The sequence below is a fragment of the Fusobacterium ulcerans ATCC 49185 genome (assembly GCF_900683735.1).
Classification (GTDB): domain Bacteria; phylum Fusobacteriota; class Fusobacteriia; order Fusobacteriales; family Fusobacteriaceae; genus Fusobacterium_A; species Fusobacterium_A ulcerans_A.
This window is the reverse complement of the sequence record NZ_LR215979.1, coordinates 3,429,411-3,448,292: the sequence shown is the minus strand read 5'-3', so window position 1 is coordinate 3,448,292 and position 18,882 is coordinate 3,429,411. Positions and strand designations below refer to the sequence as shown.

The following is an 18,882-nucleotide window of genomic DNA, read 5'->3' as shown; positions in this document are numbered from 1 at the left end:
CTATACCCTTAGTGCTGCTTCCATTCCTAGTTTATCACTATATCTTTCTAAGATTGGTTTTACTTCTATATTTATAAATTCTTCTGTCTGTTCAGGTGCAAAACCTATAAAATTCTTAGGAGATAAAATTTCCAGCAATCTATCTTTATCTAAATTGAAATATTTATCATTTAATATTCTCTCTATAAGATCATTTTCTTTACCTTCTATTTTTACCATTTTTCCTGCTTCCATAGAATGAACTCTTATTCTTTCATGAAGTTCCTGTCTGTCTCCTCCATTTTTTACACATTCCATTATAATATATTCTGTAGACATAAATGGAAGTTCAGACATTATACGTTTTTCTATCATTTTTGGATAAACTACTAATCCATCCAGAACATTTTTCCAGATTATCAATATAGCATCTATTGCCAAGAAAGCTTGAGGCAGGGATAATCTTTTATTAGCTGAATCATCAAGAGTTCTTTCAAACCATTGAGTAGCTGCTGTCATAGCTGTACTTTGCTGAAGAGCTATTACAAATTTTGCAAGAGAAGATATTCTCTCACTTCTCATTGGATTTCTTTTATAAGCCATAGCTGATGACCCAATTTGACTTTTTTCAAATGGTTCTTCTACTTCTTTCAGATGTTGTAAAAGTCTTAAATCATTTGTAAATTTATGAGCTGACTGAGCTATATTGGCAAGAAGATTCATCACTTCTGAATCAACTTTTCTATCATAAGTCTGTCCTGTAACAAGGAATCTTTTATTAAATCCCATTTTTTCCGTTATTTTCTCGTCTAAAGCTTTTACTTTAGAAAAATCATCATTAAATAGTTCTTTAAAACTTGCTTGTGTTCCAGTTGTACCTTTAACTCCTCTGAATCTTAAAGTTTTCTCTCTGAATTCAAGTTCTTCTAGATCAAGCAGAAGACTTTGAAGCCACAGAGTAGCTCTTTTACCTACTGTAGTTAATTGAGCTGCCTGAAAATGAGTAAATCCCAATGTTGGAAGATTTCTATATTCCATAGCAAATTTTGACATTTCAGATATTACGTTTACAAGCTTAGTTTTAACTATATCAAGTCCATCTTTTATCTGAATAAGGTCTGTGTTATCTCCTACAAATGCGCTTGTAGCACCAAGATGGATAATAGGCATAGCTTTTGGAGCTTGTGTCCCAAATGTATGTACATGTGCCATTACATCATGTCTAAATTCAGACTCTTTTTTTGCTGCAAGCTCGTAATCGATATTATAAATATTAGCTTTCATCTCTTCTATCTGTTCATCAGTTATATGCAGTCCTAGTTCTTTTTCAGATTCAGCCAAAGCTATCCAAAGTTTTCTCCAAGTAGAAAATTTCTTGTCAGGTGAAAAATTTTCAAGCATCTCCTTTGAACTATATCTTTCTGCTAAAGGGTTTGAATAAATATTCATATTCATCTTTTGTTTACCATCCTTTTTATATATTTATAGGTTTTTATTGTCAGCTTTTTGATAATACAAAACTATTTTATCCCTCAATTAATTTTTGACCATTATATAAGCTGCTTCTCCTGTATCAGTATAATAGTTTTTTCTGGTAGCTATCTTCTCAAACCCATTTTTCTTGTAAAATTCTATAGCTCCTATATTATTTTCTCTGACTTCAAGCATTATAGGCATTTGAATAAGAGAAGAAATATACTTCAAAAGTTCCTCTCCTATTCCCTTTCTTCTATGCTCCTTTTTTACTGCTATTTTCATGATTTCCCATACATCAACACTGTCATAAAGTATCACATAACCTGCTGTTTTTTCTTCAGCTTTTATAATAAGAAAGCTGTATCTATCTATTTTTTTCATCTCTTCTAGCTGTTTTATTGAAAATGCTGTATTATGAAATATCTCTTCTTCCATTTCAGCCACTTCTAAAAGATTTTTTTTATCAATTAATTCCTCTACCAATTTCTACTCCTATTTCAAAAGCTTTATTCTGTTCAAAGGCCAGAATCTTATAAAAGCTTCTCCTTTTATTCTGTCTTCACTTACAAATCCCCACATTCTTGAATCATAACTTCCATTTGTGTTATCCCCAAGAGCAAGATAATAATCTTTCTCAGATATCAATGCTACATTTTCACCTTTAAGTATTCTGTTTACATATTTAGGATCATGTATTAAATCTAAAAGCATTCCTGTCTTTTCTCCATTCACTCTAAATTCAAGATCAGGAAGTATTTCTCCAACTGCTCCAGGATTATCTACAAGATATTTCTGTACTTCTCCAACATTTATCAAATTTTCTCTAAATAATTTTGAATAATCCTTTCCAGGAATTATCTCAACAGTATCTCCTTTTTTAGGAACTATCCATTTTTCATTTCCAATTTCACCGATATTAGTATATTCTCTAGTTATTATCTCTTCTCCATTTACAAAAAGATGATTATTTTTTATATTTACTGTTTCCCCAGGAAGTCCCATTACCCTTTTAGTATAAAGTACTTTATTTTGAATAGGTTCTTTAAAAACTATAATTTCTTCTCTTTGAGGTTTTCTGAATTTATAAATCAACATATTTCCAAAAAGTCTATCTTTTGGCATTATTGTTGGTATCATTGATCCTGTAGGTACCAAAAAGTTTCCAAGATAAAATTTTTGTATTACAAGAACTAAAATAAGGGCAGTTCCTAATGTTTCTACTAAATTTATAGTTGTTCTTATTCCTTTACTCAGTACTTTTCCTTTTATATTAAGTACCATGATGACCTTATCAGCAAATTTATCTCTGTATATTTTTATAGTATCTGTCAAAGCTTTTTCTTTAACAAAGATATATACAAACACTGCTGTAAGTATCACATAGAAAATACCATTCAGTATTATTTTACTTTTTTCCATCTACAATCACTCCAATTTTATTTTTCCCCAATACAATCATTTTATCATAAATCTAAAAAAAAAAATACCCAAATAAAGAAAAAAGCCAAGGATAAATCCTTGGCTTTTGTTATTATTTTCTGATTTCTTTGATTCTAGCTTTTTTACCAGAAAGTCCTCTAAGGTAATAAAGTTTAGATCTTCTAACTCTACCAACTTTCAATACTTCAATCTTGTCAATCATTGGAGAGTTCATAGGAATTATTCTTTCTATTCCTATTCCTGAAGTTACTTTTCTAACTGTGAAAGTTTTTGCAATTCCCCCACCATTTACTCTGATAACTACACCTTCAAATAACTGAACTCTTTCTTTGTTTCCTTCTTTTACTTTGTAGTATACTGCAATAGTATCTCCAGCTTTAAATGAAGGGATGTCAGTTCTTAAGTAGTTTTGTTCTACTAATTGGATTAATTTTTCTTTCATTGTTTCTCCTCCTTGAGATATTCATTTAATAATTTTGATTAAAGCGGAATATCCATTTTAACTTAGATAGTTTATCATATTAGCAGGATAATGTCAATCCAAATTCTTAATTTTTGAAAATAAATAAATAATCATTATATCAAGAATTTATATTCAGTAAAAAAAAATTTAGACTATAATAAAATTCTTTAAGATTATAAAGTTAACAAATTAATGTATGCTTTTTGAATTTTTTTTGTGGTTTTAGAATTTTTTTTATGCTAAAATGGCTACTATCTAAGGTATACTAAATATGGAGGTGCTGTATGAAAGAATTTAAAAGTAATCCTTTAGTTATTTTGAAGAATGTTTTCTTTGTTGCATGTGCAGGTTTTGTTTTAGCAATCATAGCAAATTTTTTCCTTTCTCCAACTATTTCTAAAGTTCTTGGTACATTAACTTTTCTTGGGGGAGCATATTTTGCAGTAGTTCTTGATAATATCAGAATAATTATAGATGGTGACAAACTTACTTTCTATCGCGGAAAGAAAGAAACTCATAGTTTTATAATAAGTGAATGTTCATTTCATTCTCTGATAACTTCTACTACTGGAGACAGTTCATGTGATCTTACCATTAAGACTCATGAAAATGATTATGGAACAACTATTGACTGCAGTATGTTAGGAAGAGGACGTTATCTGCAACTATTAGATGCACTTGGGTTTAATAATCAAGAGCCAGTAAATATATCCACAACAAAAAAAGCAAATAAAAAAAATTGATATTTGTTAATTCAACTTTACTATTAAATAATGAAAGGCAGGTTTATATGGAAAGTTCTTTTTCTACATTTTTGACTGGACCTGGAAGATACATCATTATCATATGTGTGGCATATCTTTTGATAGGTCTTCCATTAACAATGTTATATTTAAAAAAAAATAAGGCAAAAGCAAAATCCTATCTGGAAGAAAATCCGAGTTCAGCCAAGATGATGATAAGTACACGATTGGCATTTGGTAATCTTTCTGATGCTTTGATTATCATCTACATTAATAATGAGGCTCCAGTTCACTTTTATGAAAAAAGAAAATTAGGATATTTTCTTCGTCCAGGAAAAAATATTATAGAAGCTGAAGCTTCTTGGACAAGAAAAGGTCTTATGAAAACTACTACAACTACTACTGGTCCTACTAAAATTGAAGTAGAAGCAGAGGCGGAAAAAATTTATGCATTAAAATATGATACAGAGGAAAACAGCTTTATTTTCGAAGAATTTATAGAAGAATAAGAAAAATAAAAAAGCCTTGGTGATACATATGTTAAAAAATAATAGAAAAAAAAGTATTTATACTATATTATGGTTGCTGCTATTTTTAACTATAGGAATAGTTTTTATTACTACGTTTTTCTTTTCTCTCCATTCTGGAATAGTAGGATTAATTTGGAATAAAATAATTCTTCCTTTTGAAATGGCATTATTTCCTGCTTTATTCATAGCTTTAGGATTATATGAATTTCTACAGCAGGAAAAAGAAAAAAATGGAAGAATCTCTCTCCATCAAAAAATTATAACTTTATTAGGGTGCATGTGCTGCATCCCATGGAGTCTAATGATCTTTACTCGAGAAGAAGGCCCTGTTCATGCTATACAAGATCTCATAGAAGGCCCTGTTACTGAAACTCTTTCTTTTAGCTCATTACATTATCAGGAAAGTTACAGAAGCATTATTCATACACAGCCATATTTTTATTTATGGATGCTGAAAACTGATTCTTCTGCAAAATGTATTATGCTGAAAATAGAAAACAGAAACTCTCAAATGATAGACCCTTTAACTAAAAAATTTGTAATAGATAATACAGTATGGGATACAAACAAAATAATAGCTTCATATAAAGAGGATCCTAATATATCCATTTATCCTTCTGAACTTGATATTCAAGATATTCCAGATGTAAAAGTTACATATTATCCAAAAAGTATGATCTTAATTTCTATAGAATATAATTAAACAAAAAAAGAAGCTGTCTAAGAATTTAGACAGCTTCTTTTAATTTATCTTTTATTGAATATTACAGGTGCTTTCCTCACAGGAGGTTTTGGTTTTATTTTCATATACCCTAATGTCAAAGGACAAATCCCTTGAAAATTTTCTGGTACTCCATATTTTTCTTTAAATTCTTTTGTATTGAATATATACTCACCAAACCCTATCCAACAGCTCCCTATCCCCATCTCATAAGCTCCCAGCATTATGTTTCCTGCCACAAGAGAACAATCATAAATATTCCAATGAGAATCTGTATTTCCATATATTATAACCAAAGTTCCTGCATCATAAAATACATTATATTTAGGATTTTCTACCCAGTTCTTATACTGTTTCAAATATGGAAATTTATCAAAATTGGCAATTAAATGTTTCTTTATTTCATCTGATAATTTATTCAACTCTTCTCTGTCTTGTATAACAACAAAACCCCAAGGTTCCATAGCAGATCCTGTAGCTGCTTTTGTTCCTAATTCTAAAAGCTCATTTATTATTTTTTCAGATATTGGCTCATCTTTATATGAACGAATACTTCTTCTTTCATTAATACAAGAGATTACACTCATTCCTATTCCTCCTCCATGAAATTTTTTCAATATTTTATATTATATCATATTAAATCGAATAGATTATTATAGAGAAATGTATATAAACTCTTTAAAATTATAGTTTTTTATAAAAAATTTTCCAAAAAATAAAAAAATGGCGCTTCCTAATGGACTTGAACCATTGACACTGCGGTTAACAGCCGCATGCTCTACCGACTGAGCTAAGGAAGCACTCATTTGAGCTTGGCAAGTTCCTATCCTCCCAGGAGGCTTCCCTCCAAGTACTTTCAGCGTTTACGGGCTTAACTTCTGGGTTCGGAATGGGACCAGGTGTACCCCCGCAGCTATTCTTACCAAGCTGTGTCTTTATTTTTTCTAATAGACACTTGAAACTATATAGTAGCATACGCTTTCGCGCTTTCAATCTTTAGGTTAAAACTTTGACTTATTAGTATTGGTCAGCTAAAAGCCTCGCAGCTCTTACACCCCCAACCTATCAACCTTCTAGTCTCGAAGGAGTCTTAAAGAATACTTATCTTGAAGCTGGTTTCCCGCTTAGATGCTTTCAGCGGTTATCCGTTCCAAACGTGACTACCCAGCTGTGCCACTGGCGTGACAACTGGTACATCAGAGGTTTGTCCATCCCGGTCCTCTCGTACTAAGGACAGATCTTCTCAATATTCTAACGCCTACAGTGGATAGGGACCGAACTGTCTCACGACGTTCTGAACCCAGCTCACGTACCGCTTTAATGGGCGAACAGCCCAACCCTTGGGACCTTCTCCAGCCCCAGGATGCGATGAGCCGACATCGAGGTGCCAAACTTTGCCGTCGATATGGACTCTCGGGCAAAATCAGCCTGTTATCCCCAGGGTAGCTTTTATCCGTTGAGCGACGACCCTTCCATTCGGAATCGCCGGATCACTATGTCCTGCTTTCGCACCTGCTCGACCCGTCAGTCTCGCAGTTAAGCTCTCTTATGCCATTGCACTCTGCGGTTGATTTCCATCCAACCTGAGAGAACCTTTGAACGCCTCCGTTACTCTTTCGGAGGCGACCGCCCCAGTCAAACTGCCCACCTAGCACTGTTTCCGTGGCTGCAAACCACAGATTAGAATTTCGACATTGAATGGTTGGTATTCCACCGACAACTCCAATACAGCTAGCGCCATATCTTCATAGTTTCCCAACTATCCTATACATGCAATGCCAAAACCCAATACCAAGCTACAGTAAAGCTCCATGGGGTCTTTCCGTCCTACTGTAGGTAACCGGTATCTTCACCGGTAGTACAATTTCACCAGGCCTCCCGTCAAGACAGCGCTCAAATCATTACACCATTCGTGCAGGTCGGAACTTACCCGACAAGGAATTTCGCTACCTTAGGACCGTTATAGTTACGGCCGCCGTTCACCGGGGCTTCAATTCGGAGCTCTCACTCCTCCTCTTAACCTTCCGGCACTGGGCAGGTGTCAGCCCATATACATCGCCTTACAGCTTAGCATAGACCTGTGTTTTTGTTAAACAGTTGCTTGAGCCTCTTCACTGCGACCCCCAAATGCTTCATAATGCGTAATTACTAACATCCAGGGGCACCCCTTCTCCCAAAGTTACGGGGCAATTTTGCAGAGTTCCTTAACGAGAGTTAGCCTGTCCGCCTTAGATTTCTCATCCTGACCACCTGTGTCGGTTTCGGGTACGGGCAGTTATACCTTAACGTTAGAAGCTTTTCTCGGCAGCGTGGGATTTGTGCATTCATCTTACGACTATATATCACACCTCAAGTCTAATCTAGCGGATTTTCCTACTAGACCACTCTACATGCTTTTACGGGAACTTCCGTTCTCCCGCGCACATACCCTTCTGCGTCCCTCCATCACAAAATATAACTGGCACAGAAATATTAATCTGTTTTCCATTCGCCTACGCATTTTAGCCTCGGCTTAGGTCCCGGCTTACTCAGGGAAGACAAGCTTTACCCTGAAAACCTTGGTCTTCCGGCGAGGGGGATTCTCGCCCCCTTTCTCGCTACTTATTCCTGCATTCTCACTTCTGATACCTCCAGAGTTGCTTACGCTTCTCCTTCAACGGCCTACAGAACGCTCTCCTACCAATTGCTTGCGCAATTCCACAGCTTCGGTTTATAACTTAGCCCCGTTACATTGTCGGCGCAGAGACTCTCGACCAGTGAGCTATTACGCACTCTTTAAAGGTATGGCTGCTTCTAAGCCAACCTCCTGGTTGTTTGTGAATCTCCACCTCCTTTCCCACTTAGTTATAATTAGGGACCTTAGCTGGTGGTCTGGGTTGTTTCCCTTTTGACAATGGAAGTTAATTCCCATAGTCTCACTCCTGAGCTTTGAATTATGGTATTCGGAGTTTGATTGAATTCAGTAAGCAATATGCCCCCTAGTTCATTCAGTGCTCTACCCCCATAATTAAACACTCAAGGCTGCACCTAAATGCATTTCGGAGAGAACGAGCTATCTCCTAGTTCGATTGGCTTTTCACCCCTAAACCTACCTCATCTCCCAACTTTTCAACGGCGGTGAGTTCGGGCCTCCACTGTGTCTTACCACAGCTTCACCCTGGACAGGCTTAGATCACCAGGTTTCGCGTCTACGCCCAGCGACTATGTCGCCCTATTCAGACTCGGTTTCCCTTCGGCTCCGTTATACTTAACCTCGCCACTGAACGTAACTCGCAGGATCATTCTCCAAAAGGCACGCCATCACTCCGAAGAGCTCTGACCGCTTGTAAGCACACAGTTTCAGGTTCTATTTCACTCCCCTCCCGGGGTTCTTTTCACCTTTCCCTCACGGTACTATACGCTATCGGTTAGTAAGAGTATTTAGCCTTACGAGATATGGTCCTCGCAGATTCACACAGAATTCCTCGTGTTCCATGTTACTTGGGAGAGAACATACATTCTAATGAGTTTACCTGTACAGGATTATCACCTTCTACGATCTAGCTTTCCAACTAGTTCCAGTTCGGTCATTAGATATGTTGAATATCTTACAGTTCTTCAAACGTTCTTCCCACAACCCCATATAAGCAACGGCTGTATCCTTGACACTTATATGGTTTAGGCTCATCCCCGTTCGCTCGCCGCTACTTGGGGAATCGTTTTTACTTTCTTTTCCTCGAGTTACTTAGATGTTTCAGTTCACTCGGTACCCTCTTTCGTGCTAAGACTCCATCTTAGCAGATTGCTCCATTCGGAAATCTTGGGGTTGGCGCTCGTTTGCAGCTAACCCAAGCTTATCGCAGCTTACCACGTCCTTCATCGGCTCTTACTACCTAGGCATTCCCTGTGTGCCCTTAATTATTTTAACCTATTTTGTTTTTGTTTAATTTGATTGACAGCTAACTCTGTTTATATAAACAAGAGTTAAAATTGTATTTTATCTACTATATAGTTTCCAATGTCCATTTGATAAGTTATCCAGCGCTTAATACGCTGCAAGAACATTATCAATAGAATAGAGAAAGAGAAATGATCTCCTTAGAAAGGAGGTGATCCATCCGCACGTTCCCGTACGGATACCTTGTTACGACTTCACCCCAATCGCTAATCACACCCTCGGAACATCCCTCCTTACGGTTAGGCCTGTTACTTCAGGTGCAACCAACTCTCGTGGTGTGACGGGCGGTGTGTACAAGACCCGAGAACGTATTCACCGCAACATAGCTGATTTGCGATTACTAGCGATTCCAACTTCATGTACTCGAGTTGCAGAGTACAATCCGAACTAAGAATAGTTTTATGAGATTAGCTTACCCTCGCAGGTTTGCAGCTCTCTGTACTACCCATTGTAGCACGTGTGTAGCCCAGCGTATAAGGGGCATGATGACTTGACGTCATCCCCACCTTCCTCCTGCTCATCGCAGGCAGTCTCGCATGAGTCCCCAACTTAATGATGGTAACATACGAAAGGGGTTGCGCTCGTTGCGGGACTTAACCCAACATCTCACGACACGAGCTGACGACAGCCATGCACCACCTGTCACCAAGTTCCTCCGAAGAGGCACGAAAACATCTCTGTTAACTTCTTGGGATGTCAAACGCTGGTAAGGTTCCTCGCGTTGCGTCGAATTAAACCACATGCTCCACCGCTTGTGCGGGTCCCCGTCAATTCCTTTGAGTTTCATACTTGCGTACGTACTCCCCAGGCGGATTACTTATCGCGTTAGCTTGGGCGCTGAGGTTCGACCCCCAACACCTAGTAATCATCGTTTACGGCGTGGACTACCAGGGTATCTAATCCTGTTTGCTACCCACGCTTTCGCGCTTTAGCGTCAGTATCTGTCCAGTAGGCTGGCTTCCCCATCGGCATTCCTACAAATATCTACGAATTTCACCTCTACACTTGTAGTTCCGCCTACCTCTCCAGTACTCTAGTTTAGCAGTTTCCAACGCAATACGGGGTTGAGCCCCGCATTTTCACATCAGACTTACTAAGCCGCCTAGACGCGCTTTACGCCCAATAAATCCGGATAACGCTTGCGACATACGTATTACCGCGGCTGCTGGCACGTATTTAGCCGTCGCTTCTTCTGTTGGTACCGTCACTGACTTCTTCCCAACTGAAAGCACTTTACATTCCGAAAAACTTCTTCGTGCACACAGAATTGCTGGATCAGACTTTTGGTCCATTGTCCAATATTCCCCACTGCTGCCTCCCGTAGGAGTAAGGGCCGTGTCTCAGTCCCCTTGTGGCCGTTCACCCTCTCAGGCCGGCTACCCATCATCGTCTTGGTGAGCCGTTACCTCACCAACTAACTAATGGGACGCAAAGCTCTCTCACAGCGCATATAGCTTTCATAATCAGATCATGCGACCCAATCATAATATCCGGTATTAGCATTCGTTTCCAAATGTTGTCCCAGTCTGTAAGGCAAGTTCTTTACGCGTTACTCACCCGTCCGCCACCTTCACCCGAAGGATCAAGTAGACTTGCATGTGTTAAGCATTCTGTCAGCGTTCATCCTGAGCCAGGATCAAACTCTTCGTTCAATCTATTTACTCAGTTTTTTAACTGATTGTTTACACCTATTTATTGTTTGTTGATTTTTTCTTCTCTCTCTATTCTGTTGTTAATGTCCTTTTTTATTACTTTTATTTTCTGTCCTCTTTTCTCGTGGACAAGAATTATAATACCATAATTTTTAGATTCCGTCAATATCTTTTTTACTTTTTTTTTAAAAAATTTTTAAGGCATTAAATAAGCCGGGTTTTGTATTTGATGATCATTTATCTAGCCCCATAATTGCTTATGGTATCAAGCAACTTACCCTGAAAGAGGACGAGCAGCCCTTTATACTTTCCTATTTAGCCTTGCTCCAGAGGGGGTTTACCTAGCTTCTTTAGTCTCCTAAAGAACTGGTGGTCTCTTACACCGCCTTTTCACCCTTACCATATAAATATGGCGGTTTATTTTCTGTGGCACTTTCCTTAAAGTTACCTTTAGCAGCCGTTAGCTGCCCTCTTGCTCTGTGGAGCCCGGACTTTCCTCTCCTTGATTACTCAAGCAGCGATCAACTCTAATACCTTAAAAAATTATTTTCTATTCTGATTTTTCTTTTTGATTTTCTCTTTTCTTCTTTACAAAAAGCACTCTTAATATAATAGCAAATATTATAAAAAATGCAATACCCATTCCTATAAAAAATGTATTTTTTTCACTATCAACTATTTCTTCCTCTATAACTATTGGTTCTTCTACATTAACTTTATCTAAAACTCCATCTATTCCATCTAAAACCTCTATAGCATAATTTCCAGCTTCACCCTTTGATAAGGTGTTCTCAGCATTTTCTAGAACAAGATTTATTCCATCCTGGCATTCTTCTACATTTATATCTTTTGAAAAACTTAATTCAATCTTTCCTTTTCCAGAATCATCTTTTTTTATATTTAATATAATAATCTTTTCTGGATCTTCCACACTAAACCCTTCATCAGTTGGAAGAGTATTCACATATATGTGAAGTTTTCTTTTATCTTCCAATTCAGTTATTTTACTTTCTACTTTTATTTTTTCATCTTGAGAAAAAATCTTTAAATTGTCGTTTAACTTAGCAAAAGAAACGTTGAATACTGCTAATAGTCCTATTATAAAAAAAGTCTTTTTCACGATTTTCTCCTTAATAATTTTCAAAAACAGGACCATCATTAAACACTTCCACTTCTAATCCCATCTCTTTTAAATTCCTTTTCAAAAGTTCTGAAAAACAATTCTCACTTTCAAAGTGTCCTATATCGATCAAATGCAGTCCACTTTCTTTAGCATCTAAAGCATCATGATAGCTTATATCCCCTGTTACAAAAAGATCTGCTCCAAGAGATTTAATCTTTCTCCAATAACTCATTCCTGAACCATTGATCAAGGCTATTTTTTTAACTTCTGACTTTATATCACTACTTATTATTCTTACATTTTTTATTTTCATTTTTTCTTTTATAAAATCAGCATATTGAGAAATACTTACTCTTTCTTCCAGAGAATATATTCTTCCAATTCCAACTGTTTCATCTTTTTCATTCATATCTATTATCTTATATTTCTTCACTTCCAACAGTTCAAGAATATAATCATTTAACCCATCTTTTGAAGAATCAAGATTAGTATGCATAGAATATAAATTTATTCTATTTTCTATAAGCTTAATAATTTTTCTTCCTGAAACTTCAGACATGACAATAGACTTTAATGGCTTAAATATAAGAGGATGATGAGTTATTATCATATCTATATCATTATCAGTTGCATAATTTATTGCATTTTCTGTAGCATCTATGGATAGCTGTACTTTCTTTATCTCTTTCTTATTATTTCCTACCAGCAGTCCTACATTATCCCAGTCTTCTGCATTGCTTTTAGGATACTTTTCTTCCAAAAAATTGATTATATCTTTAGTAATCATAAAAACATCTTCCCTTCTACTGTTGAAAGAATTAAAAGAGCGCTTTGAAACAATTCTTCTCCCTGTCCGCTCTCTAATTTTAACACATCTTCTATTTCAAAGATAGAGAATCTTTTATTTTTTCCAAAACCAAAATAATAATTTAATACTTCCATCTGTCTTTCACTTAATCTATTTTCCAAAGTAAAGAAATCAATTCTTTTCTCCACCATTTTTTCTCTCTTTTCAATAGACTCAATAGTAGGAAGAATATCTTCTTCTTTTAAATATACTTCATTATGTTGATGTTCTTCATCATGATCATGGTTATGATGGTGTTCTTTTCCAAAATTTTCTTTTTTATTTTTGAAGAAATTTTTAAACTCATTTCTGATATCTGCCACTTTACTTTCAATATACAGCACTATTTCTCTTGATATCCAATATTTAGAATAATTTTTAAAATCTCCATTCTTATCAGAATCATAATAGTCAACAGCCTTTATAAGCCCTACTGTTCCTTCCTGTACCACATCCATATATGCTATTCCAGTTTTTACATAATTAAAAGCTATTGAAGCTACCTCATTAAGATTTTTTACTATTATTTTCTCTTTAACAGACTCGTTTATATCTTTTAAATAATTATTTTCTTCTTCATCACTTATTACTTCCATATTAGAAAGCTCTTCAAGATAATCAATAACAGTTTCTTCTGCAAATTCATCTATATCTTCAAATTCTTTTGATCCAGTATAATGATTATCAAAAATTAATTCTTTATCTATATTATCATCTAGAAACTCTCTAAAATCATCATCATCTTTATAATTAACTATTATTTCTTTTTCCAATTCTTTGATACTTAATTTCTGCATGTTCCCTCCATAATATTTGCAGGCAAAAATGAGGGAATCCCCAAATAAACCTTATTTTATCCTTTGGGGCTCCCTCAAATTATTACACTTTAAAGTCTTCCAGTTTTTTTCTTCTGCTTGGATGTCTAAGTTTTCTCAAAGCTTTGACTTCTATCTGTCTTATTCTTTCTCTTGTTACCTTAAATATTTTTCCCACTTCTTCCAGAGTCTTAGGTGATCCATCATCCAAACCATATCTATATCTCAATACTCTCTCTTCTCTGCTGCTAAGTGTATTCAACACTCCATTAAGCTGCTCTCTAAGAAGAGATCTATTTGTAAGTTCATACGGATTAAGCATTTTATGATCTTCAACAAAATTCCCTAATTCACTATCTTCTTCACTTCCTACTGGAGTTTCAAGAGAGATAGGATCCTGATTCATTTCCTGAATAGCTTTTACTTTATCTACTTCCATTCCCAGTCTTTCACCTAAAACTTCAGGAGTAGCATCTTTACCTGTTTCCTGTAGATAAATTCTTGCTTCTTTCTTTATTTTATTAATAGTTTCTATCATGTGTACTGGTATTCTTATTGTTCTGCCTTGGTCAGCAATAGCTCTTGTTATAGCTTGTCTTATCCACCAAGTAGCATATGTAGAAAATTTATATCCTTTACTGTACTCAAATTTTTCAACTGCTTTCATCAGACCAATATTTCCCTCTTGAATAAGATCAAGAAGTTTAAGTCCTCTGTTAGTATGTTTTTTAGCTATACTTACAACTAGTCTAAGGTTAGCCTCTATAAGCTGTTTACTTGCCCAATCATCCCCTTCCAATGCTCTCTTAGCATATTCCAGTTCCTCATCATGGCTAAGCAATGGTATCTGCCCTATTTCACGAAGATACATTTTAATAGGCTCATCCACTTTCATATCACCTGAAAGATTAAACAAATCATCACTTACAAGTTCATCTTCATTTATCTCTTCCAATTCTTCTGGATTGAAATGTTCAAAGTCATCTATGTCCTCTACCCTGTCATCTAAAAGGTCATCTATTTCGTCTTCATCAGGAAACTCTTCTTTATCTTGAGTTTTTGAAATAGGTTCTTCTTCTTTATCCTTACCTTTTTTCAAAGATGCCATAAGTTTCTTTTCTTTTTCCAGATCTTCCTGCCTTACAATTTCGATCCCTTGTTCCATCATTCCTGTTATCAGCTGTTCGATTTTTTCTACTGGAAAATCACTTTTTAATTCCTCATTTATCTCTTCATAAGTTATAAACTTATTTTCCATCGCTTTTCTGACTAAAGAAAGAACCTTCTCATTTTTTATAAACTCTCTCATTATTTGAAGCCTCCTCTAAAAAAATTATAGATTAACTATTTCTTCATATTCCTTATATATATCCAATATTTTTGAGAAACCATCAGCTGCATTCAATTTCAATTCTATGCTTTTAAGTCCTATTGTTTTACTAATATTTTCTCTGTTCTTCTGCTTCTCTTTCAGTTCTATCCTGAACCAAGAGATAAATATCTCTTCTAATAATTTATTTGTTCTCTCCTCTGTAGAGAAATCATTTATAGCCATACAGATTACAATTTCCCATTCATCTGTTTCAGCTTTTGTCAATTCCACATGATCTTTAAGTTCTCTTACTATATCTGAATCTTCCTCTCTCTCTTTAAGATATTGAAAAACCTTTCTAGTCAGAGATCCTTTTACATTTTTATTTTTAAAATATTCAAAATACTCATTTTTAGACAGTATAAGTCCAAGTGTGAGTTCTTCCAGTTTACTTGCTGCCTCTTCTCTTGATATACTTATATTTTCTAAAACTTCTTCTATTTTCCTTGATTTTTTCCTATTTTTATCTATTAAAGTCTCTTTAAGTATATCCTTTTCAATGTTCAGTTGTTTAGATAATTTATCTAGATACAAACTTTTTTCAAGATCAGTATCCACACTTTGAAAAAATTCCTTGAATCTATTTATAAAATTCTGCTTAGACATCATATTACTAAGATCATATTCTTTAGAATAATACTTAAATAAAAAATCAAATATCTCAACAGAGTTTTTTACACACTTTAAAAAGCTTTCTTTTCCATACAGTTTTAAATATTCATCAGGATCCTTTGCTCCTTCAAGAACCAGAACTCTGATATTAAAACCTAATGCTTTTAGTATCATTCCAGATCTTTCTGTTGCTGACTGCCCTGCTGCATCTGAGTCAAAAGAAAGTATTATATTAGAGGTATATCTTTTTAGAAGTTTCCCCTGTTCTTCAGTTAATGCTGTTCCTAAAGGGGCCAGAGCTACATCAAATCCATATAAATATCCTGAAAGTACATCCATATAACCTTCCATAAGCATAGCATAATTTTTTTTCTTAATCATGCTGCCTCGTTCCAATCCATATAGATTTTTTCCTTTTTTAAAGATAGGTGTATCTGGTGAGTTTATATATTTAGGAACCTCTTTATTATTTTCAAGTGTTCTTCCCCCAAAAGCTATTATTTTCCCTGTTGGAGAGTAAATTGGAAATATAATCCTATTTCTGAATATATCATACTGCCCATTTTCACTCTCTTTTACAAGTCCAAGAGCAATAAGATCTTTTAATTCATATCCTTTGCTGATAAGATGATCATTAAGTTCATTCCATTTATTCGGAGCAAACCCCAGTTCATTATCTTTTATAATCTTTGGATTAAGTTTTCTTGCTGCCAGATATTCCATAGCTTCTCTTCCACCATTGGAAAAGATATAATCTTTAAAAAAGCTGTGAGCATCTTCCATTATTTTATAATATTTATCATAATTTTCATCACTTTTTTTGCTGCTTCTGATACCTTTTATAGGTATTCCATATTTTTTAGAAAGTTCTTCAACAGCTTCTATAAAACTTATCTTTTTATATTCAGAATAAAATTTTATAGGATTTCCGCCAGCCCCACAAACAAAACATTTACATATATTTTTGCTTGGACTAACCATAAAAGAAGGGGAAGTATCTTGATGAAAAGGACATAATCCTTTATAACTTGAGCCTGATTTTTTCAGTTCTACAAATTCGCCGACTACCTCTTCTATTCTGAGGCTTTCCACCAGCATATCTATATCTTCAGACTTATATCTCACTTGTAATCACTGTTTCATTTTCATTCTTATGCTCAGTTTTCAATTTCCTCATGGTAATCTCCCTTTTTTATATATCCCTATTCTGAAAATAAAAAGTTGTATATTCATTAAAAATACAGAAAATATTTTTCCGTTATTCTTTAGTATAATACATTTTTTAGAAATAATCAAATTTTTTTCCTTCAGAATATAAAAAAGAGAGTAACCCAAAATAAAATTTTAGGTCATTCTCTTTTTGTATACCAATTACCTAAATAAGCTTTTTAAGCTCTTCTTGAGTTTTTGAATTCAGATAATCATCTTTAACTCTATCTTTCAATTCATTGAAATCAGCTGATTTATACTTAACCTCATTTATTTTTTTGAAGATATAAAACTTATCTTCAATAAGAGCTGTTTGAACTTTATTTAAAGGAGCATCAAATATTAACTTTGTAAGTGATTCATTATATCCTAATCCAGGGATATATCCAGCATCATCTATTTTAGAGAATAAATTACTTTGAAGAACATCTTTATTTTCTTTAGAAAGAGTTTCAAAGTTCACTGTACCATTTGCTAACTTTTCTTTTACTGCTTCTATTTCAGCTTTTTTAACATCAAGAGTTGCTTCTGATATTTTAGGAACAACAAGTATATGACTTGCTTTTGCTCTTTCCTCATCATCTTTTCTATCTTCTATATATATTAAATGCTGTCCAAAAATAGTTTCTACAGGCTCAGGATATATTTTCCCAATTTCTCCTGCAAATACAGCCTTTTGGAAAGGTTCAACCATATCTTTTTTAGAAAACCATCCTAAATCTCCACCATTTGGTGAACTTGGTCCATTTGAATTCTTTTTAGCCATCTCAGCAAAATTTTCAGGAGTAAGAGTTTTCAGTAATTCTTCTGCTTTTATTTTTGCTGCTGCTTTATCTTCTGCTGAAGGATCAACTTTTAAAATAGCTATGTATGCATCAGAGCTTGGAAAAGTATCATATACAAGCTTATTTTTTTCAAAATATTCTTTTAATTGAACCTCAGTAGGATTCAATGAATTTTTTATATTTTCAAAAAGTCCTTTTTTATACTCTTCAAATTTATAATCAAGAGGAAGTGTTTCATCTACCTTTATTCCTCTTTCAATAGCTATCTTAGCTAATTTTATTTGAGCTCTGTAATATTCTTTAGATAATTCTCTGGCTTTTTCTCTGTCTCCATTAGTAATAAAAAGATTATTGAGAGTTCTTTTTGCCATTTCTATATTAGACACTGCAAATCCATCCTCTTCCATCTCACTTCTTTCTACATATGCTTTGTATTCTTGTGAAACATTTTCCAGCTTCATATCTTTTCTAGCTTTATTAAGAAGAAGAACATATTCTTCTATTCCTTTAGTTTGTTTTAAATCAGTTATTACTTCATTTCTTACTTCTGCTAAAGGTTTTCCAGAGAATCTGATATATAAATTATCTTCATAATAATTATTAATTTCATCATCAGTAGGATTGATTCCCTCTTGTATTTTAGCAAGAGTTTGTTCTACTGTAAGATTATCTTTCAACTCTTTCTTAAAAGTATTCTTAGTATACCCCTGTACTTGAAGCATTCTTTTAAATTGGTCTTTATTTCCTATAGAGTTTTCTATTTTATCAAATTGTTCATTTACATCACTATTAGAAACTTTAACTTTTAATTTTTCAGCCATTTCTAATGTAAGATTTTTATTTACAACTTCATCAAAGGCTAAAATATCTATAAGACTTCTGTCTACTTTATCTCCAAGATATCTTGAGTATCCATCAATCATTGTAGCCTTTGTTTTTTCTACCTCGAATTTAGATATTTTATTTCCATTCAACTTAAAAGCATAGTTTGAGTGACCATTACTCATACTTCCTACAATACTTGATAAAGTAGCATATCCTCCACCCAATACCATAAGAATAGTTACCAGCCAGATAATAGGTTTCATTTGTTTACGAAATTTTCTAATTGCCATAATCAATGTATTATCAGTCAAAACTGATAAATTTCCCCCTTCTTTTAGTTAGTTCTTTACTGC

The 18,882-nt window shown here is 34.4% G+C and carries 14 protein-coding genes, 1 tRNA gene, 3 rRNA genes and 1 other RNA gene; 3 read left to right on the top strand and 16 right to left on the bottom strand.

The window, feature by feature from the left end:
• The 4 genes from purB to rplS all read right to left on the bottom strand — a co-directional run bounded on the left by purB (position 1) and on the right by rplS (position 3,337).
• The gene (purB, locus tag E0E45_RS15615) at positions 1–1,434 is read right to left on the bottom strand and encodes an adenylosuccinate lyase (RefSeq protein ID WP_130891985.1); all 1,434 of its coding nucleotides are present in this window, start codon (positions 1,432–1,434) and stop codon (positions 1–3) included.
• Positions 1,435–1,515: 81 nt separating this feature from the next.
• Positions 1,516–1,938, bottom strand: coding sequence for a ribosomal protein S18-alanine N-acetyltransferase (rimI, locus tag E0E45_RS15610; RefSeq protein WP_130891984.1), 423 nt, complete (start codon positions 1,936–1,938; stop codon positions 1,516–1,518).
• A 9-nt stretch (positions 1,939–1,947) separates the two neighbouring features.
• Positions 1,948–2,874, bottom strand: a complete 927-nt coding sequence (gene lepB, locus E0E45_RS15605; protein ID WP_130891983.1) for a signal peptidase I — start codon at positions 2,872–2,874, stop codon at positions 1,948–1,950.
• A 112-nt stretch (positions 2,875–2,986) separates the two neighbouring features.
• Entirely contained in the window at positions 2,987–3,337 is a 351-nt protein-coding gene (gene rplS, locus E0E45_RS15600; protein ID WP_130891982.1) for a 50S ribosomal protein L19, read from the bottom strand.
• Between the two features lie 305 nt (positions 3,338–3,642).
• On the opposite strand from rplS, the gene E0E45_RS15595 reads away from it, so the two are divergent.
• The 3 genes from E0E45_RS15595 to E0E45_RS15585 are packed head-to-tail and all read left to right on the top strand — an operon-like array spanning position 3,643 to position 5,334.
• Positions 3,643–4,101, top strand: coding sequence for a hypothetical protein (locus E0E45_RS15595; RefSeq protein WP_130891981.1), 459 nt, complete (start codon positions 3,643–3,645; stop codon positions 4,099–4,101).
• Positions 4,102–4,148: 47 nt separating this feature from the next.
• Entirely contained in the window at positions 4,149–4,610 is a 462-nt protein-coding gene (locus E0E45_RS15590; protein ID WP_130891980.1) for a hypothetical protein, read from the top strand.
• 28 nt (positions 4,611–4,638) lie between these two features.
• Positions 4,639–5,334, top strand: a complete 696-nt coding sequence (locus E0E45_RS15585) for a hypothetical protein (RefSeq protein ID WP_130891979.1) — start codon at positions 4,639–4,641, stop codon at positions 5,332–5,334.
• A gap of 44 nt (positions 5,335–5,378) precedes the next feature.
• Here the strand turns inward: E0E45_RS15585 and E0E45_RS15580 are convergent, their stop codons facing one another.
• The 12 genes from E0E45_RS15580 to E0E45_RS15525 form a co-directional block, all read right to left on the bottom strand.
• Entirely contained in the window at positions 5,379–5,939 is a 561-nt protein-coding gene (locus tag E0E45_RS15580) for a nitroreductase family protein (RefSeq protein WP_130891978.1), read from the bottom strand.
• 137 nt (positions 5,940–6,076) lie between these two features.
• Positions 6,077–6,152 (bottom strand) — tRNA-Asn (locus tag E0E45_RS15575).
• Between the two features lie 10 nt (positions 6,153–6,162).
• A 5S ribosomal RNA gene (rrf, locus tag E0E45_RS15570) occupies positions 6,163–6,279 on the bottom strand.
• 70 nt (positions 6,280–6,349) lie between these two features.
• Positions 6,350–9,260, bottom strand: a 23S ribosomal RNA gene (locus E0E45_RS15565).
• A 173-nt stretch (positions 9,261–9,433) separates the two neighbouring features.
• Positions 9,434–10,941, bottom strand: a 16S ribosomal RNA gene (locus E0E45_RS15560).
• The 16S, 23S and 5S rRNA genes sit together here with 1 tRNA gene alongside, the layout of an rRNA operon.
• 193 nt (positions 10,942–11,134) lie before the next feature.
• An RNA gene (gene rnpB, locus E0E45_RS15555) (RNase P RNA component class A) lies at positions 11,135–11,479 on the bottom strand.
• Between the two features lie 12 nt (positions 11,480–11,491).
• On the bottom strand, positions 11,492–12,061 hold the full coding sequence (locus tag E0E45_RS15550) for a TPM domain-containing protein (protein WP_130891977.1): 570 nt from the start codon (positions 12,059–12,061) through the stop codon (positions 11,492–11,494).
• A gap of 10 nt (positions 12,062–12,071) precedes the next feature.
• A complete protein-coding gene (locus E0E45_RS15545) occupies positions 12,072–12,851 on the bottom strand; it encodes a Nif3-like dinuclear metal center hexameric protein (RefSeq protein WP_130891976.1) in 780 nt (259 codons plus the stop codon).
• The gene (locus E0E45_RS15540; RefSeq protein WP_130891975.1) at positions 12,848–13,708 is read right to left on the bottom strand and encodes a sigma-70 family RNA polymerase sigma factor; all 861 of its coding nucleotides are present in this window, start codon (positions 13,706–13,708) and stop codon (positions 12,848–12,850) included. The genes E0E45_RS15545 and E0E45_RS15540 overlap by 4 nt, the downstream gene beginning before the upstream one ends.
• Positions 13,709–13,790: 82 nt before the next feature.
• Positions 13,791–15,035 (bottom strand): RNA polymerase sigma factor RpoD, encoded by a 1,245-nt coding sequence (gene rpoD / locus E0E45_RS15535; RefSeq protein WP_130891974.1) that lies wholly within the window; start codon positions 15,033–15,035, stop codon positions 13,791–13,793.
• Between the two features lie 24 nt (positions 15,036–15,059).
• Positions 15,060–16,835, bottom strand: coding sequence for a DNA primase (gene dnaG, locus E0E45_RS15530; RefSeq protein WP_130891973.1), 1,776 nt, complete (start codon positions 16,833–16,835; stop codon positions 15,060–15,062).
• Between the two features lie 250 nt (positions 16,836–17,085).
• Positions 17,086–18,840 (bottom strand): peptidylprolyl isomerase, encoded by a 1,755-nt coding sequence (locus E0E45_RS15525; protein ID WP_130891972.1) that lies wholly within the window; start codon positions 18,838–18,840, stop codon positions 17,086–17,088.
• Between the last annotated feature and the right edge of the window lie 42 nt (positions 18,841–18,882).

What these genes read in the sequence shown, in the direction of transcription:
- E0E45_RS15545 (WP_130891976.1), bottom strand. Translation starts at nt 12,851, where the DNA reads ATGATTACTAAAGATATAATCAATTTTTTGGAAGAAAAGTATCCTAAA.
- E0E45_RS15590 (WP_130891980.1), top strand. Translation starts at nt 4,149, where the DNA reads ATGGAAAGTTCTTTTTCTACATTTTTGACTGGACCTGGAAGATACATC.
- E0E45_RS15580 (WP_130891978.1), bottom strand. Translation starts at nt 5,939, where the DNA reads ATGAGTGTAATCTCTTGTATTAATGAAAGAAGAAGTATTCGTTCATAT.
- E0E45_RS15540 (WP_130891975.1), bottom strand. Translation starts at nt 13,708, where the DNA reads ATGCAGAAATTAAGTATCAAAGAATTGGAAAAAGAAATAATAGTTAAT.
- E0E45_RS15595 (WP_130891981.1), top strand. Translation starts at nt 3,643, where the DNA reads ATGAAAGAATTTAAAAGTAATCCTTTAGTTATTTTGAAGAATGTTTTC.
- rpoD (WP_130891974.1), bottom strand. Translation starts at nt 15,035, where the DNA reads ATGAGAGAGTTTATAAAAAATGAGAAGGTTCTTTCTTTAGTCAGAAAA.
- purB (WP_130891985.1), bottom strand. Translation starts at nt 1,434, where the DNA reads ATGAATATGAATATTTATTCAAACCCTTTAGCAGAAAGATATAGTTCA.
- E0E45_RS15585 (WP_130891979.1), top strand. Translation starts at nt 4,639, where the DNA reads ATGTTAAAAAATAATAGAAAAAAAAGTATTTATACTATATTATGGTTG.
- rplS (WP_130891982.1), bottom strand. Translation starts at nt 3,337, where the DNA reads ATGAAAGAAAAATTAATCCAATTAGTAGAACAAAACTACTTAAGAACT.
- lepB (WP_130891983.1), bottom strand. Translation starts at nt 2,874, where the DNA reads ATGGAAAAAAGTAAAATAATACTGAATGGTATTTTCTATGTGATACTT.